This is a genomic window from Flavobacterium agri (assembly GCF_013401995.1).
GTDB classification, from domain to species: Bacteria; Bacteroidota; Bacteroidia; order Flavobacteriales; family Flavobacteriaceae; genus Flavobacterium; species Flavobacterium agri.
This window is the reverse complement of the sequence record NZ_JACBJI010000003.1, coordinates 344,076-360,286: the sequence shown is the minus strand read 5'-3', so window position 1 is coordinate 360,286 and position 16,211 is coordinate 344,076. Positions and strand designations below refer to the sequence as shown.

Here is a 16,211-nt window from a genome sequence, read left to right as displayed (position 1 = left end):
AATATTTGGAATTTGCTTTTCACTTCAATTTACGTTTTTCCCACATCGCATCCATTTCTTCCAACGTCATTTTCTTTGTTTCGGGAACAAGCTTCCACACGAACACAAGTGCCATCATCGCGAATCCCGCAAAAATCACAAACGGGAAACCGCCATGGAAGCGCTCCTGCAAGACTTTGTCCTGAACCAGCATCGGAAAACTTTGGGAAACCGCGAAATTCGCACCCCATTGGATGAAAACCGAAATAGACAGCGCCAAACTTCTTATGCGATTCGGAAAGATCTCGGCGAGCAAAACCCATACGACCGGACCCCAAGATATCGAGAACGACGCCATAAAAAGCATCAGAAACCCGAGCAGCCAAGAACCAGCAATTTGGTGCTGGAGCGAATATCCGACGACAATCAACGATACTAACATGCCCACGCTTCCGATGTTGAGCAAAGGTTTGCGACCGATTTTATCCACCAATCGTATCGAGATGATCGTAAAGACCAAATTGACCAAACCAAGCAGGCTTGTCTCCAAAAGCGAGGCGTTTACGTCGCTTCCGAAGCTTTTGAAAATTTCGGGTGCGTAATATAAAATCGCGTTGATTCCCGTCACTTGCTGGAAAATCGATAATCCAATCCCGACGACAAGTGCCAATCGCAATTGAGGTTCGAGCAACGCTTTCCAAGGTTTTTCGCTTGAAACGTGAAGCGACGAACTGATATCGGCCACCAAATACGCGACGTTTTCCTTATTGTTGAATTTCTCTAAAACAGCGATCGACTCAGCTTCTCTGCCCTTTTGCAATAGCCACCGCGGACTTTCCGGAATGAACAAAACCAATACGAGATACAAAACGGACGGAATGGCTTCCGAAGCGAACATCAACCTCCAACCCATGTTCAGGTTCCAGGCCGCATCGCCTTGAACTGCAATAAAATAGTTTACAAAATATACGACTACAATTCCGATCACGATCGCCAATTGGTTGTACGCGACGAGTTCTCCCCTTTTGTCGGCGGGCGCGATTTCGGCAATGTACATGGGCACGACCATCGAAGCGATCCCGACACCGATTCCGCCGATGATCCTAAAAATGACGAACATCGAAAACGTCTCGGGAACGGCCGTTCCTATAGAACATGCGAGAAACAACAACGCAGCGATGAGCATGCTTTTCTTGCGTCCGAGCCTGTCGCTGCAAAAATCGGAAACGAAAGCGCCGATGAGACAACCTACAAGTGCGCTCGAAATCGCCCAACCCGTTTGTGCCGCCGATAGCGAAAAATATTCGGTCAAATTGCCGATGGCGCCAGAAATCACGGCCGTGTCGTATCCGAACAACAAACCGCCGAGAGCTGCGCTTAGGGTTACAAAGCGCAGATCAGTAGCGGCCATAAAGTGTGGTATTTAGGTAGTTTTTCATTTTCGAGTTGATTTGCCGTTGGTCGGCAAGGTTTTCTTTTGAGTATGGAGTTTGTGGCATATACGGGAAAGGCCCGGCTTCTGGAGTGATCGTCATCGATCCGCGTCCATTTTCGGCATGATACGCGACGATTTTTCGCCACCAATCGGTAAAAACAGAAAGATGATGTTCCCATTCCGGCGCAAAAGGATCGTTCACCTGGGCCGATTGCTGCCAGCCGACACGCGCATGGATGTGGCTTATGTTTGTAATGATGCTTTCCAACATATCGCCCTGCTCTTCCAAAAGGCTTTCGGACACGTTGCACCAATGCGAAAAATCGGCCGTCAATTTAAGTTCGGGGAATTTCTCGAGATACGGAAGCAACGTCGACAAATGAAACGTAAAACGTGCGCGATGGGTTTCGTGTACGACGGGAATCGCGGTGCGTACGGCAAAGTTTTCGACGGCTTCTATGATACGGCAATTGTCGTCAAACGAATAAAAATCTTTTCCCGTGTGCGAATTGATGAAATCGGGTTCAAAACTCGCCAAAAAGTAAAAACGGTCGAGCATGCGTCCGATGTATTCGTCGACCGATTCGATGCGTGGGTCCAAAACCTGTTGCGCGATAAACGAAAAACCGTCCGAACGCAATTCGGCGAGTGCATTTCGAAAATCCGAATTATCGAAAAACCCGGAAGCCAGGTTGATTTCGGCCCCTGAAAATCCATCTGTTACAATGTCTTTCAAAAAATCAACCGGACTTTTATCCTCACAACCCCAGAACGTACCACAAAATTTTACTTGCATTTCAAGGGAATAAGACCGGGTTTATGGGTGTGTCTATCACTTCTCCGATTTTAGCGCCGGGACACCACGTGTGCCAATCGTGTTCCTGGTTCTTGTTTTCGGGATTTTTGAGCTTCATGTCGATGTCCATGTAAATGATCGTCATGACTTTTCTGGTTTCGGGTGTGGCGTTGGCTCCGGCGCGATGGAAAACCCAACCCGAATGGAAACTGATCTCGCCTGCGTCGAACGGTTCGATCACGTGTTTGAAATCGGTGACGCGAAGACGCTGGTTGATTATGTTTTCGGATTCGTCTCCAATGGCAAGCTCGCGTCCTTCGACGATCGCATGGCTTGCGGCACTGAATTCGAGTGGCCCCATTTCGAGTGGCGTCTCCTGAAGCGGGATCCAGGCCGTCACGGTCTTGTCGGAATCCAACGGCCAATAGTATTGATCTGCATGCCAAGGCGTTATCCCGCCGAAACCTTCTTTAAAAAGCGCCTGATCGTGATACATTCGCACTCCGCGAACTTTCATGAGCTGTGTTGCGATACCTGCTATTCGTTTACTGAAAACCAAACGTTTAACTTCACTATCTTCAAGCCATAGATTAAATAACTGAAGAAACGCTTTCCCATAAGTATCTCGTTCATCGAGGGGCACTTCCTGCGTATTCATCTTGTCGACCTGATCGGAAATGACCTTGTTGAAATGATCCAAAGTCGCGCGGTCGAGAACGTGTTTCAATTTGATGTACCGGTTCTTCTGATAGAAATCGATCTGCTCCTGCCCGAGCGTATAAGGCTCATCGAGAACCTTTAAATCGTACGATGTGTTGTGCTGTAAATCCATATCGGTAAAACTAGACGAAAACGATTACGCAATCCGACACGAAAAAACCAAAACACGACACTATATTGACTAAATTTGTTCCGATAATCGACACATTCATCCAATACGTGTATGAAAGCGGCATTTGAAAACGTAGAACCGATTAAAGGAAAAGACGCGTTCGTAGCTTATGCGTTCACCGTGCCTTTCTTCGAATTCAAGTGGCATTACCATCCGGAATACGAACTCACGCTGATCACAAAAGGTTACGGAAAGCGCATCGTCGGCGACAGCCATGAGAATTTCTTCCCGGGCGATCTCGTGCTCATCGGACCCGAATTACCGCATACATGGTCGAACGAAAACATAGGCGGCAAAGAATCGGCGGCGGTCGTGATCCAATTCTCGTCGGAATTCGTCAAACGGTTCGCCACGCTTTACGAATGCCGCCCGATCCTGAACCTGCTCGACAATTCGGTGCGCGGCAGTTTTTTCGCGAAACCCGATGCCGATACGATTGAAGCGATTGTGACACTTCCAGAAAAAACAGGGTTGGCGCGCATCACGTCGTTTCTCGAAATCCTCGAAAACTTGTGCAAAAACACGAGTTCGGAACTTTCTTCGTCTGTGTATTCGGGTAGTCGAAGTTCCGAAAACGCGAGCCGCATCAACAAAGTCTGCCGGTATGTGTACGAAAACGCCTCCGAGGAAATCTCGCTCGAAAAGGCCGCATCGTTGGTTTCACTTTCGAAAAGCGCGTTCTGCAAATTCTTCGTGCGCAACATGAAAACCAGCTTCTCCGATTACGTCAATGAAATCCGCATCGCGAACGCCTGCCTGCTTTTGAGCGATACCGACAAGACCGTGCGCGAGATCGCCTCCGATTCGGGTTTTGAAAGCCTCACCTATTTCAATCGCGTCTTCCTCAAGAAAAAAGGCACGACACCCGTGAAATTCAGGATGTTCGCTTAGTCGCATTTCTCTATCTTTGCGGCAGAAGATTTTACAGTGAGCACAACTTCAGACAATTTATTCGAAGGGTTCGAAGGCGTTTCCTCGAAACAGTGGAAACAGCAGATCCAATACGAACTCAAAGGAGCCGATTTCAACGAAACCCTGGTTTGGGAATCGCCCGAAGGCATCAAAGTACGCCCTTTCTATCACGCCGACGAAGACGCGATTTCGCTTCCCGCAAGCGCCTCTCACCCGTTTTTGGTGTGTCAGGAGATTTTTGTTTTCGACGTGGAAAAATCCATCAGGCGTGCAAACGATTCGATGAGTCGCGGTGCGGAAAGCTTGAGGTTCGTGGTTTCGGACGAAAAAGCCGACGTCACACAACTCATAAACGGGCTTGCTTTCGAAAACGCCACGCTGTATTTCGATTTGAAATTCCTCTCAATCGATTTCGTAAAACGGCTTGATTCGGCGTTGAACGGCAAGTCCTTCGTCGTTTTTTGCAGCATCGACCCGATCGGGAATCTGGTTTCGGACGGCAACTGGTTCGGCAAAAAAGACGATTTCGAAGATTTGGCCAAACTTTCCACGCAAACGAAAAACCTTTCCGTACATGCGATAGATGCGCGGCTGTACCAGAATTCGGGCGCGAACATCGTCCAGCAGTTGACGTATACGTTGGCGCATGCGACCGAGTATTTCAACCGCATGCCCATCGACAAAACGATTTTGGTGCAGATTTCGATCGGGCCGAATTACTTTTTCGAGATCGCGAAAGTGCGCGCCTTGCGGATTTTGCTCGCATCGGTCATGAAAGAATTCGGAATCGTTTCCGATATCCACATCCTGGCCACACCTACCAAACGCAACAAAACGCTTTACGATTACAACGTGAACATGCTGCGCACGACCACCGAATGCATGAGTGCGGTTTTGGGCGGTGCGGATTCGGTCTGCAATTTGCCGTACGATGCTTTGTACCACAAGAGCAACGAATTCGGCGAACGCATTTCGAGAAACCAACTGCTCATCCTCAAAAGCGAAAGCTATTTCGATAAGGTCGAAAATGCGGCAGACGGCGCGTATTACATCGAAAACCTCACACAGCAACTGGCCTCTCAAGCGTTGATGCTTTTCAAGGAAATCGAGGCTGATGGCGGATTTTTGGCCCAACTCAAGGACGGCACGATCCAACGCAAAGTCAAGGAAGCCGCCGAAAAGGAACAAGCGCTTTTCGATTCGGGAAAGGAAATCCTGATCGGCACAAACAAATATCCGAACAAGAACGACAGGATGAAAGACGATCTGGAGTTGTATCCGTTCATCAAAAAGAAAGCGCGCAAAACCCTTTTCACGCCTTTGGTAGAGAAGCGTCTGGCCGAGAGACTGGAGCAGGAACGACTCGAATCCGAAAACGAATTAAAATGATTTTAACTCTCGGTTTGCTTACTCGATAATACCAAAAGCAATCAAACAATGAAAAAACTTATTGCCCTACTCTGTATCGGCACTTTGCAGCTTGCCGCCCAAACCACGCAAAAGCTGGAAGAACCTCCTAAAGTCGTGGCTGCCAATGACGACGATACACCGAGAAATGTATCCGGAATCGATGTCAAGCCGGAGTTTCCCGGCGGCATCCAACAATTCTACATGTTCGTGGCCAAAAATTACCGAACGCCTGAACATCCGGAAATGCAGTCTGGAAAAGTAATCGCGAGTTTCGTGATCGAAAGGGACGGCTCGGTCACGAATGTCAAGATTCTACGCGACATGGGATTCGGGACCGGCGAAGAAGCCGTCCGCGTACTCAACAAATCGCCGAAATGGTCTCCGGGCGAACAAAATGGAAGGAAAGTGCGTACCATGTTTACAATCCCGATACAGGTCATGGCGCCCGAACCCGATCCGATTTACCCGGAAGCCGAAGTTAACCTGAAGCCTGAGTTTGCTACCGGCGAAAGTGGACTGAACTCCTTTTTCGAAAAGAATTTCAAAGGAAAAGGAACATTCACCGTCAATTTCATAGTCGAACCAGACGGCATGCTGACCTTCATCAAATGCGACCCAACTACAAGCCCGGACAGTTGTACCGAAATCAAACGCGTATTGACTTCTGCTCCGCGATGGAGAGCCGGTAAAAAAGACAACTGGTTCGTAAGGACGCAAATGACCCGGACTTTTACAGTAAATTAAAATGCGGAAAAATCTACAACATATCACGTTAGCACCGCAAAATGCGGAACAAACAAGGGAAAACGACCAAAGTTTCCTGACGGCCGAAGGCATTCCCGTAAAATCGCAGTATTCAAAAGCCGATTCCGAGAATCTCGAGCACCTTGGCTTCGCTGCCGGTTTCGCCCCGAATCTTCGCGGTCCGTACGCGACCATGTATGTACGCCGACCGTGGACGATCCGTCAATACGCCGGTTTTTCGACTGCAGAGGAAAGCAACGCCTTTTACAGACGAAATCTCGCGGCCGGACAAAAAGGACTTTCGGTCGCATTCGATTTGGCAACACACCGCGGATATGATTCCGATCATGAGCGAGTGATCGGAGATGTCGGTAAAGCTGGCGTGGCCATCGATTCGGTCGAAGACATGAAAGTGCTGTTCGACCAGATTCCGCTAAACGAAATGTCGGTTTCGATGACGATGAACGGAGCGGTTTTGCCCATCATGGCGTTCTATATCGTCGCGGCCGAGGAACAAGGCGTAAAGCCCGAATTGCTTTCAGGGACGATCCAAAACGACATTTTGAAAGAGTTCATGGTGCGTAACACCTACATTTATCCGCCCGCGCCATCGATGAAAATCATTGCGGATATTTTCGCGTTCACGAGCAAAAACATGCCCAAGTTCAACTCAATCTCGATTTCGGGTTACCACATGCAGGAAGCAGGCGCAACGGCCGATATCGAATTGGCGTACACGCTTGCCGACGGTCTCGAATACATCCGGACCGGATTGGCGGCAGGCATGAAAATAGACGACTTCGCTCCTCGCCTTTCGTTCTTTTGGGCGATCGGCATGAACCATTTTATGGAAATCGCGAAGATGCGTGCCGGACGTATGCTTTGGGCGAAATTGCTCAAGCAGTTCGATCCGAAAGACGAGAAATCGTTGGCACTAAGGACGCATTGCCAGACGTCGGGTTGGAGTTTGACCGAACAAGATCCGTTCAATAATGTCGCCAGGACAGCGATCGAAGCGGCCGCGGCTGCTTTTGGCGGAACTCAATCTTTACACACGAACGCGCTCGACGAAGCCATTGCGCTTCCGACCGACTTTTCGGCGCGCATCGCCAGAAACACACAGCTTTTCCTTCAGGAAGAAACCAAAATCACGAAAACCGTCGATCCTTGGGCGGGCAGTTACTACGTGGAATCGCTTACGTCGGAAATCGCCCAAAAAGCCTGGGCGCTCATCGAGGAAGTCGAAGAACTCGGCGGCATGACCAAAGCGATCGAGGCCGGTATCCCGAAACTTCGCATCGAAGAAGCAGCCGCACGCAAACAGGCGCGTATCGACAGCGGACAGGACGTGATCGTGGGCGTCAACAAATACCGTTTGGCCAAAGAAGATCCTTTGCATATCTTGGATGTGGACAACCAGTTGGTCCGTAAACAACAGATCGAGCGTCTTGAAAAAATCAAATCCGAAAGAGATTCCGATAAGGTCGCCAAATGTCTTTCGGCTTTGACCGAATCGGCAAAAACAGGAAAAGGCAACTTGCTCGAACTCGCGGTCGACGCAGCGAGAAACCGTGCGACTTTAGGAGAAATCAGCGATGCGCTAGAATCTGTTTTCGGACGTTACAAAGCACAAATCAAATCTTTCAGCGGCGTGTACAGCAAAGAAATCAAAAACGACGAGAGTTTCGAGAAAGCCAAACGATTGGCCGACGAATTCGCCAAACAAGACGGACGCCGACCGCGTATCATGATCGCCAAAATGGGTCAGGACGGACACGATCGCGGCGCTAAAGTAGTCGCGACGGGTTATGCCGACGTAGGTTTTGACGTAGACATCGGGCCGCTTTTCCAAACTCCGGCCGAAGCCGCAAAACAAGCTGTGGAAAACGACGTGCACATTTTGGGCGTTTCGTCTTTGGCCGCCGGTCACAAAACGCTCGTGCCTCAAGTGATCGAAGAACTCAAAAAATACGGTCGCGACGACATCATGGTGATCGTGGGCGGCGTGATTCCGGCTCAGGATTACCAATTCTTGTTCGATTCGGGAGCTACGGCGGTTTTTGGGCCGGGCACGAAAATCAGCGAGGCTGCAATCAAGATACTCGAGGTTTTGTTAGAGAAATAAGTCATCTGCGCAAAGATATTTCAGTTATATCCAAAATGGCAAATCGCGCTTTTTCATGGTTTAAATAAATCACAATACGCGAATTATGTAACCTTTTGAGATTTCGATTCTTTATCTTTCTTCTCATAATATCAGGTTGAGCTAGATTGATGAATAAACACGTTAAAACCCAAGCTTCAGGTACTGCGCGGCTTCGGGAACGTCTGGACTCATTGCTCGAAGGTATCCAAATCATTGACTTTAACTGGAAGTACGTCTACATAAACGACATTATGCTTCATCAAGTAAGGATGACCCGCCAACAACTCGTGGGTCATACGATGATGGAAAAATTCCCGGGCATAGAGGATACAGAAGTGTTCCAGAGCCTCAAGCGATGCATGTACGAAAGAGAGGCCGTCGGACTTGAAAACAAATTCACGTTCCCGAACGGTGTCGTGAAGTGGTTTGACCTGTGCATAGAACCAGCCGAAGAAGGCATCTGCATCCTTTCGCTCGACATCACGCCTTACAAGGAAGCGGTAGAAAACATCCGCAAGACCAAAAGCCTGTATGCGTTCCTGAGCCAGATCAACCAAAGCATCGTGCATTACAGGAGCGAAAAAAGGCTGTTCGCTTCGGCTTGCCGCACGGCTGTCGAGCAAGGGCTGTTCTCGTCGGCGTGGATAGGGCTTATCGACCGGCAAAACAAAGGCATCATCCCGCAAGCACAATTCGGATTTCCCAAGAAAACGAAATTCCCCGATTTTGTCGCGTACGAATCCAAAGACATCCATCACAGGCTGATGCGAACGGGACAATTTCAAATCGAAATCAACGGTGACCAAACGCTTGCAATGGGTAAAGGCTATAAAATGCCTACGCTGATTTCGCTGCCGTTGTTCAATTCGGGCAAGGTCGTTGCCGTTTTCGATTTGTATTCGGACAAGGAAGATTTCGTCAAAGACGAGGAAATCAAACTGCTTCAGGAAGTCAGCAAAGACCTATCATATGCACTCGACAACGCCGTCATGTCCAAAAGGCAGCGCGAGGCCGAGGCGCAACTCGAGAAAAGCGAGAAACGGTTTCGCGCACTCATCGAAAAAAGTGCCGACATGAAGTCGATGGCGTCGAAAGATGGGAAATTGTTGTACGGAAGCCCGTCGATAACGCGTGTCCTCGGATATGAATACGAAGACACCGACCGCTTCAACATCTTCGACCTGATCCATCCCGACGACCAACCGTATTATGCAGCCAAAAGGTCGGAGCTCATCAAACATCCCGGAGGTTTTTTCCATTTCGAGATGCGGCTGCGGCACAAAAGCGGCAATTGGATCTGGTGCGAAGGAACGGCCACGAACTTGCTGCACGAACCCGGAGTCGAGGCGATCATTTCGAATTTCATCGACATCAACGACAAGAAAAAAGCCCAAAAACAACAGGAATTCGACCGCAACAATTTGTTCGCGCTGATCAACAACACGAACGACCTGCTTTGGAGTGTCGACACGGAAATGAAGCTCATCACGTCTAACCGCGCGTTTGACGAAGCGATGCTCACGTTTATCGGACATCGCATCCGACCCGGACAATCGATACTGCACGACGGCCTCGGAGCGGAAATCGCAAAATATTACGGCAATTTCTACCATCGTGCGTTTCTTGGTGAAATCTTCAGCGAGACTGTCGAGTTGACGGGCCAATCGGATTTGTGGTGGGAAATTTCGTTCTATCCGATACGCGAAAAAGACAACATCATCGGGACGGCTTGCCACGCGCGCAACATTTCGAGCCTGAAGCGCTACAATGAAGAACTAAAACGCACCAATTCTGAACTCGACCGCTTCGTATACAGCATTTCGCATGATTTGCGCGCACCTCTCACCTCTATCCGCGGATTGCTCGACATCATAAACGAAGACACCAACGAATCTTCGACACGCGAACATTTAAGGCTTATAAACGGACAAGTCGACCGCCTCGACATTTTCATCAAGAACGTGCTCAACTACGCGCATACGAACCGTGCGTCTTTAAATGTTTCAGAGATAGATATGGAATTTATACTGCACAAGATCGTCAATTCGATGAAATCGGTCGAAAAGTCGGACGGTATCGAATTCCACATCCATTTCGAGACAAAAGTGCCTTTCCATTCCGATTTGCAAAGCGTTTGCACCTTGCTCGAGAACATTGTTTCCAATGCCATAAAGTTTCGGGATCCGTCAAAGCAAAACCCGTATGTGAAGATTTCGGGCTCGTCTACGGAATCCGGACTTAAGCTTGTGATTTCGGACAACGGCGTCGGCATCCCGAAAGAATTCCACTCGAAAGTTTTCGAAATGTTTTTCCGTTTGCCCGGACCTACAGAAGGTTCCGGAATCGGGCTTTACATTTCAAGGCAGATCGCCGAAAAACTCGACGGCTCGATCACTTTGTACTCTGAAGAAGGCACGGGAACCACATTTGAAATACACCTAAAAAACTTACACCAATGAAAAACGAGAACCCGATTTTCGAAGTCGTCATGGTCATAGACGACAATCCGATCGACCTGTATGTAGCCACACGTCTGATCAAAAAAATGGAATTGGCCGATAAGCTGCTCGAATTCAGTTCGGCCCAAAAAGCGCTCGATTATTTGCGCGACAACCAGGACGATTCGCATGCCTGGCCCGCTTTGATGCTTGTGGACATTTACATGCCGGGCATGTCTGGTTTTGAATTTATGGCGGCTTACGACAAGTTTCCTGAAGATTTGAAGAAGAAATGCCGCATTTTCATCATTTCGTCGTCTATCGACAATACCGATATCCAAAAGGCAGAAAATGATCCGAACGTGCTGTCGTTCCAAGAAAAACCTGTGACTCCGGAATTTTTGTCGAGCATCAAATAAACGCAAAAACCGTTCAGAAGATACTTTTTTGTTTTGGGCCGAATCGCTACATTTAGCAAAAACAAACCGAATGGACTTTACAGCAAAAATGTTGCGCGACGACGCTTTGAAAGGCAAAAACATAGTCGTGACAGGCGGAGGAAGCGGCCTTGGCAAATCGATGACCAAGTATTTCCTCGAATTGGGAGCGAACGTCGCCATTACTTCGCGCGATCTCGAAAAACTCAAAACCACCGCAAGCGAACTCGAAGCCGAGACGGGTGGAAAGTGCCTTGCCGTGGCTTGCGATGTGCGTCATTACGATCAGGTCGAAGCCATGCTGCAATCGGTTTTGGCAGAATTCGGAAGCGTGGACGTGTTGCTCAACAACGCCGCCGGGAACTTCATTTCACCTACCGAACGGCTGTCTGCAAATGCTTTCGACACGATCATCGACATCGTGCTCAAAGGCAGCAAGAACTGTACATTAGCCTTCGGGAAACACTGGATCGACAGCAAACAGGCTTCATCGGTCATCCTGAACATCGTGACGACTTATGCGTGGACCGGTTCGGCTTATGTGGTTCCGAGCGCTACTGCGAAAGCCGGCGTTTTGGCCATGACGCGCAGTTTGGCCGTGGAATGGGCCAAATACGGCATCCGTTCGAACGCCATAGCGCCGGGTCCGTTTCCTACAAAAGGCGCTTGGGACAGATTGCTTCCCGGCGATCTGAAAGACCAATTCGACCTTGCGAAGAAAGTGCCGCTTAAACGCGTGGGCGACCATCAGGAACTTGCGAATCTCGCGGCTTACATGGTTTCGGATTTTTCGGCTTACCTAAACGGTGAAGTCATCACTTTGGACGGCGGCGAATGGCTCAAAGGCGCGGGCCAATTCAATTTGCTCGAGGCGATTCCCGAGGAAATGTGGGACATGCTCGAAGCGATGATCAAGGCAAAAAAGAATTCGTAAAAGGTTCGAAATAAACAAAATAAACAGGCCCAAATCACCTATCCATGAGAATCAAATTACCGATTTTTTTCTTGCTGCTTTGTTCTGTAGCTTTTGCCCAGCTCGACATTGAGCACATCCCGTACGGACAGGACAAAAAACAAACGTTCGATTTGTACATGCCTGCAAAAATGGATCAATCGACCCCGGTTTTTATCCTGATACACGGAGGCGCTTGGGTCATGGGCACGAACGAAATGACCGAAAAGAACGCAAAAGATCTTCGCGACCGTGGGATGGTGGTCGTAAATGTAGATTATCGCACGGTTTCGGAAAAAGTGCACGGCAAAGATCTTGTAGCCGATATTTCGAATGCCGTGGCGAAAGTCAGGGTCGTTTCGCGGGATTTCGGTTTTAGTGACGGCGGTTATCACATAAGCGGCATCAGTGCCGGAGCACATTTGGCATTGATGTATGCGTATACGACCGACCAACCCGTCAAATCGATTACGGCCATGAGCGCTCCTACGCGACTCGACGATCCGCAAATGCTCGAAGTGGCCAAAAAATTCAATCTGGTTTTGGCCGTGATGCTGTTAGCCGAAGCCAAACTCGAGAATACGCCCGAGAATCTTGAAAAACTCAAGAAAATAAGCCCGTATGCGTTCGTGAAGAATATCCCGACGCAGCTTATTCATGGTGACCAGGACGATTTGGTGCCGATTTCGCAAGCGCGGTTTTTGTATGAAATCCTGCAGAAACAAAGCGCCGATTCGAAACTTCTCGTGATGCAAGGCCAAGGTCACGATGTCGGATTGAGAAGCCCTGAAACCGAAGTCAAGGTTTTGGATGCGATCGAAGCGTGGACGAAAGCGCACAACAGTAGCAGAAGATAGTTGCAGTAGCAGAAGGCGGTTGGAGTTGGAGTTGGAGTTGCAGGTAATGCCACACAAGCTTGGATGTAATACAAGTATTTTGAACCGGCATCAGACTTTGGCCTGCGTTAAAAAACCTGTGCAATCGGGATCAGCACCGCTTTCTGTGACCGTCACTGCCACAGCTACTGCTACTGTAAAAACTTTGCCTTTCTGTTAACAACTAACCCTTGAACATCCCGCAAATAATTGTATTTTTACGGCTCAAAATTTCAAACTGATTCATGGGTAAAATCATTGCCATCGCCAACCAGAAAGGCGGTGTTGGAAAAACGACCACTTCGGTAAACCTTGCCGCCGCGCTTGGTGTCCTTGAGAAAAAAGTATTGCTTATCGACGCCGATCCTCAGGCAAACGCCGGTTCTGGGTTGGGGCTCGATATTGAGAACGTCACGAAAGGCACCTACCAGCTTTTGGAACACAGCGTTACGGCCGATGAGGCAACCGTGGTCACGACCGCTCCCAACGTGAGCGTGATTCCCGCACACATCGACCTTGTGGCCATCGAAATCGAGCTTGTCGACAAGGAAAACCGCGAATACATGCTCAAACAGGCACTTGAGGAAACCCGCGAGAAATACGATTACATCCTGATCGACTGCGCGCCTTCTTTGGGTCTTTTGACTCTGAATGCGCTTACGGCGGCCGATTCGGTAGTGATTCCGATACAATGCGAATATTTCGCGCTCGAAGGTTTGGGCAAATTGCTCAATACGATCAAGAGCGTGCAGAAAATACACAACCCGAACCTCGATATCGAAGGTTTGCTGCTTACGATGTACGATTCGCGTCTTCGTTTGAGCAACCAGGTCGTAGAGGAAGTGCAGAAACACTTCGGGGACATGGTTTTCGAGACCATCATACAGAGAAACGTGAAATTGAGTGAGGCGCCGAGCTACGGAGAAAGCATCATCAATTACGACGCGACGAGCAAGGGTGCGACGAATTATCTGCACCTTGCACAAGAAATCATCAAGAAAAACAGTTAATACTGCATGGCACAGGCTATCAAAAAACAGGCGTTGGGAAGAGGTTTATCGGCCTTGCTCAAAGATCCGGAAAACAACATACAATCGGCAGACGACAAGAACGCCGACAAAGTGATCGGAAACATCATCGAACTCGAACTCGACCTGATCGAGATCAACCCGTTTCAGCCGCGCTCGAACTTCAACGAGGAAGCGCTTCAGGAACTCGCGGTTTCCATCCGTGAATTGGGTGTGATCCAGCCGATTACCGTCCGAAAGACCGACTTCAACAAATACCAGCTGATTTCGGGTGAACGCCGTTTGCGCGCGTCCAAAATCGCGGGATTGACCACGATTCCGGCTTATATCCGTATCGCGAACGACAACGATTCGCTTACGATGGCGCTTGTGGAAAACATCCAACGCCATGACTTGGATCCGATAGAGATTGCGTTGTCCTATCAGCGTTTGATCGATGAAATCAGCCTGACTCAGGAACAGATGAGCGAGCGCGTGGGCAAAAAACGCTCTACGATTGCGAATTACCTGCGCCTTTTGAAACTCGACCCGATCATCCAGACGGGAATCCGCGACGGTTTCATCTCGATGGGTCACGGACGCGCGATCATCAACATCGAAGACCACGACGCCCAAACCGACATTTACCACAAGATCATCAGCCAGAACCTGTCGGTACGCGAGACCGAAGCTTTGGTGAAGAATTACCACGAAAGCCTGTTGCCGAAATCGGCCAAATCGAAATCTTCGGGTTTTTCGGTAGATATCGAACAGAAGAAAGCCATCGCTTCGTATTTCGGCACTAAAGTCGATGTTAAAGTCGCAGCTAACGGCAAAGGCAAAATCACGATCCCGTTCCATTCGGAAGAAGATTTCAACCGCATCGTGAAACTCATCCAAGGTTCGTGAGACTTTCGGCTTTCATAGCAATAGTGCTGTTTTCGGCTTTTTCGGCTTCGGCTCAGAAAGTACAGAAAATAGACGCTCCATTGGCTGTTGCCGATACGACTAAAAATCAGGTTATCGACCCGTTGCGTCCGGCGAAAGCGGCTTTTTATTCGGCCATTTTGCCCGGATTGGGACAAGTCTACAACAAGCGGTATTGGAAAGTGCCTTTGGTGTACGGCGCGATCGGCACGAGCCTTTACTTCTACTCCGACCAGAATACCAAATACAAAAAGGTACGCGACGCCTACAAAAGGCGTCTTGCAGGTTATCACGACGACGAATACCAATACCTTGACGACCAACGTTTGATCGCGGCCCAACGCGGCTACAAGAAAAACCGTGAATATTCGCTTTTGTTCGCCGTCGGATTTTATGTATTGAATATCGTCGACGCCAATATCGACGCACACCTCAAGCAGTTCAACGTGAGCGACGATTTGACGCTCGAACCCGGATTGATCGAATCGGACATGTACTCGAAACCTTCGGTCGGGCTTACCTTAAACTATAAATTCTAGATGAAGATAGCACTTTTGGGATACGGCAAAATGGGCCAGATCATCGAACGCATCGCTTTGGAACGCGGACACGAGATCGTGATGCGTAAAAAGAGTTCCGATTCGTTCGAAGGGCTTTCAAACGCCGATGTCGCGATCGATTTCAGCGTGCCCGATGCGGCCGTCGGGAACATTTCGGCCTGTCTCAACGGCAATACGCCCGTGGTTTCGGGAACGACCGGATGGCTCGAACACTACCACAACATGGTCGGCTTGTGCGAAGAAAAACAAGGAGCTTTTTTGTACGGATCGAACTTCAGCCTCGGCGTGAATTTGTTTTTCAACCTCAATGAATACCTGGCCAAGATGATGGCGAAATTCCCCGAGTATAAAGCGAGCATGGAAGAAATCCATCACACGCAAAAACTCGACGCGCCAAGCGGAACGGCGATTTCACTTGCCAAAGACATCATCGAGAACTCCGATTATTCGAGCTGGGCTTTGAAAGATGCAAAACAGGACGAAATTTTGATCGACGCCAAACGCATCGAGAACGTGCCCGGAACGCATACGGTTGCCTATGATTCAAACGTAGACCGCATAGAAATCACGCACACCGCGCATTCACGCGAAGGTTTTGCATACGGAGCGGTAATCGCAGCGGAGTGGCTCGTCGGCAAGACTGGTGTGTTCTCTATGAAAGACGTACTCGAACTTTAAAAAAATCTTAAATTGGTAACGCA

General features: G+C 49.0%; 15 protein-coding genes. 12 read left to right on the top strand and 3 right to left on the bottom strand.

What is annotated here, in order from left to right; genetic code table 11:
* Window positions 1–19: 19 nt before the first annotated feature.
* The 3 genes from HZF10_RS08960 to HZF10_RS08950 form a co-directional block, all read right to left on the bottom strand.
* Entirely contained in the window at window positions 20–1,390 is a 1,371-nt protein-coding gene (locus tag HZF10_RS08960) for a sugar porter family MFS transporter (protein WP_176005855.1), read from the bottom strand.
* Window positions 1,377–2,150, bottom strand: coding sequence for an IolE/MocC family protein (locus HZF10_RS08955; RefSeq protein WP_176005854.1), 774 nt, complete (start codon window positions 2,148–2,150; stop codon window positions 1,377–1,379). The genes HZF10_RS08960 and HZF10_RS08955 overlap by 14 nt, the downstream gene beginning before the upstream one ends.
* A gap of 61 nt (window positions 2,151–2,211) precedes the next feature.
* Window positions 2,212–3,042: a phytanoyl-CoA dioxygenase family protein gene (locus HZF10_RS08950; RefSeq protein ID WP_176005853.1), complete on the bottom strand. Its 831-nt coding sequence runs from the start codon at window positions 3,040–3,042 to the stop codon at window positions 2,212–2,214.
* Window positions 3,043–3,153: 111 nt separating this feature from the next.
* Between HZF10_RS08950 and HZF10_RS08945 the strand changes: the two genes are divergently transcribed.
* From HZF10_RS08945 to dapB, 12 genes are all read left to right on the top strand, one after another.
* Window positions 3,154–3,993: an AraC family transcriptional regulator gene (locus HZF10_RS08945; RefSeq protein WP_176005852.1), complete on the top strand. Its 840-nt coding sequence runs from the start codon at window positions 3,154–3,156 to the stop codon at window positions 3,991–3,993.
* Between the two features lie 36 nt (window positions 3,994–4,029).
* The gene (locus HZF10_RS08940) at window positions 4,030–5,403 is read left to right on the top strand and encodes a methylmalonyl-CoA mutase subunit beta (RefSeq protein ID WP_176005851.1); all 1,374 of its coding nucleotides are present in this window, start codon (window positions 4,030–4,032) and stop codon (window positions 5,401–5,403) included.
* A 48-nt stretch (window positions 5,404–5,451) separates the two neighbouring features.
* Window positions 5,452–6,168 carry an energy transducer TonB gene (locus HZF10_RS08935; protein ID WP_176005850.1) on the top strand — a complete coding sequence of 239 codons (717 nt, stop codon included), beginning with the start codon at window positions 5,452–5,454 and terminating at the stop codon, window positions 6,166–6,168.
* Window position 6,169: 1 nt separating this feature from the next.
* Entirely contained in the window at window positions 6,170–8,293 is a 2,124-nt protein-coding gene (gene scpA / locus HZF10_RS08930) for a methylmalonyl-CoA mutase (RefSeq protein ID WP_176005849.1), read from the top strand.
* A 149-nt stretch (window positions 8,294–8,442) separates the two neighbouring features.
* Window positions 8,443–10,773 (top strand): PAS domain S-box protein, encoded by a 2,331-nt coding sequence (locus HZF10_RS08925; RefSeq protein WP_176005848.1) that lies wholly within the window; start codon window positions 8,443–8,445, stop codon window positions 10,771–10,773.
* Window positions 10,770–11,171 carry a response regulator gene (locus tag HZF10_RS08920; protein WP_176005847.1) on the top strand — a complete coding sequence of 134 codons (402 nt, stop codon included), beginning with the start codon at window positions 10,770–10,772 and terminating at the stop codon, window positions 11,169–11,171. Before HZF10_RS08925 ends, HZF10_RS08920 begins: the two co-directional genes overlap by 4 nt.
* 70 nt (window positions 11,172–11,241) lie before the next feature.
* Window positions 11,242–12,123, top strand: coding sequence for an SDR family oxidoreductase (locus HZF10_RS08915; protein ID WP_176005846.1), 882 nt, complete (start codon window positions 11,242–11,244; stop codon window positions 12,121–12,123).
* Window positions 12,124–12,167: 44 nt separating this feature from the next.
* A complete protein-coding gene (locus HZF10_RS08910; RefSeq protein WP_176005845.1) occupies window positions 12,168–12,998 on the top strand; it encodes an alpha/beta hydrolase family protein in 831 nt (276 codons plus the stop codon).
* 263 nt (window positions 12,999–13,261) lie between these two features.
* Entirely contained in the window at window positions 13,262–14,026 is a 765-nt protein-coding gene (locus tag HZF10_RS08905; protein ID WP_176005844.1) for a ParA family protein, read from the top strand.
* Window positions 14,027–14,032: 6 nt separating this feature from the next.
* Window positions 14,033–14,932 carry a ParB/RepB/Spo0J family partition protein gene (locus HZF10_RS08900; RefSeq protein WP_176005843.1) on the top strand — a complete coding sequence of 300 codons (900 nt, stop codon included), beginning with the start codon at window positions 14,033–14,035 and terminating at the stop codon, window positions 14,930–14,932.
* Window positions 14,929–15,489 carry a DUF5683 domain-containing protein gene (locus tag HZF10_RS08895; protein ID WP_176005842.1) on the top strand — a complete coding sequence of 187 codons (561 nt, stop codon included), beginning with the start codon at window positions 14,929–14,931 and terminating at the stop codon, window positions 15,487–15,489. The genes HZF10_RS08900 and HZF10_RS08895 overlap by 4 nt, the downstream gene beginning before the upstream one ends.
* A complete protein-coding gene (gene dapB, locus HZF10_RS08890; RefSeq protein WP_176005841.1) occupies window positions 15,490–16,188 on the top strand; it encodes a 4-hydroxy-tetrahydrodipicolinate reductase in 699 nt (232 codons plus the stop codon).
* Window positions 16,189–16,211: the final 23 nt, after the last annotated feature.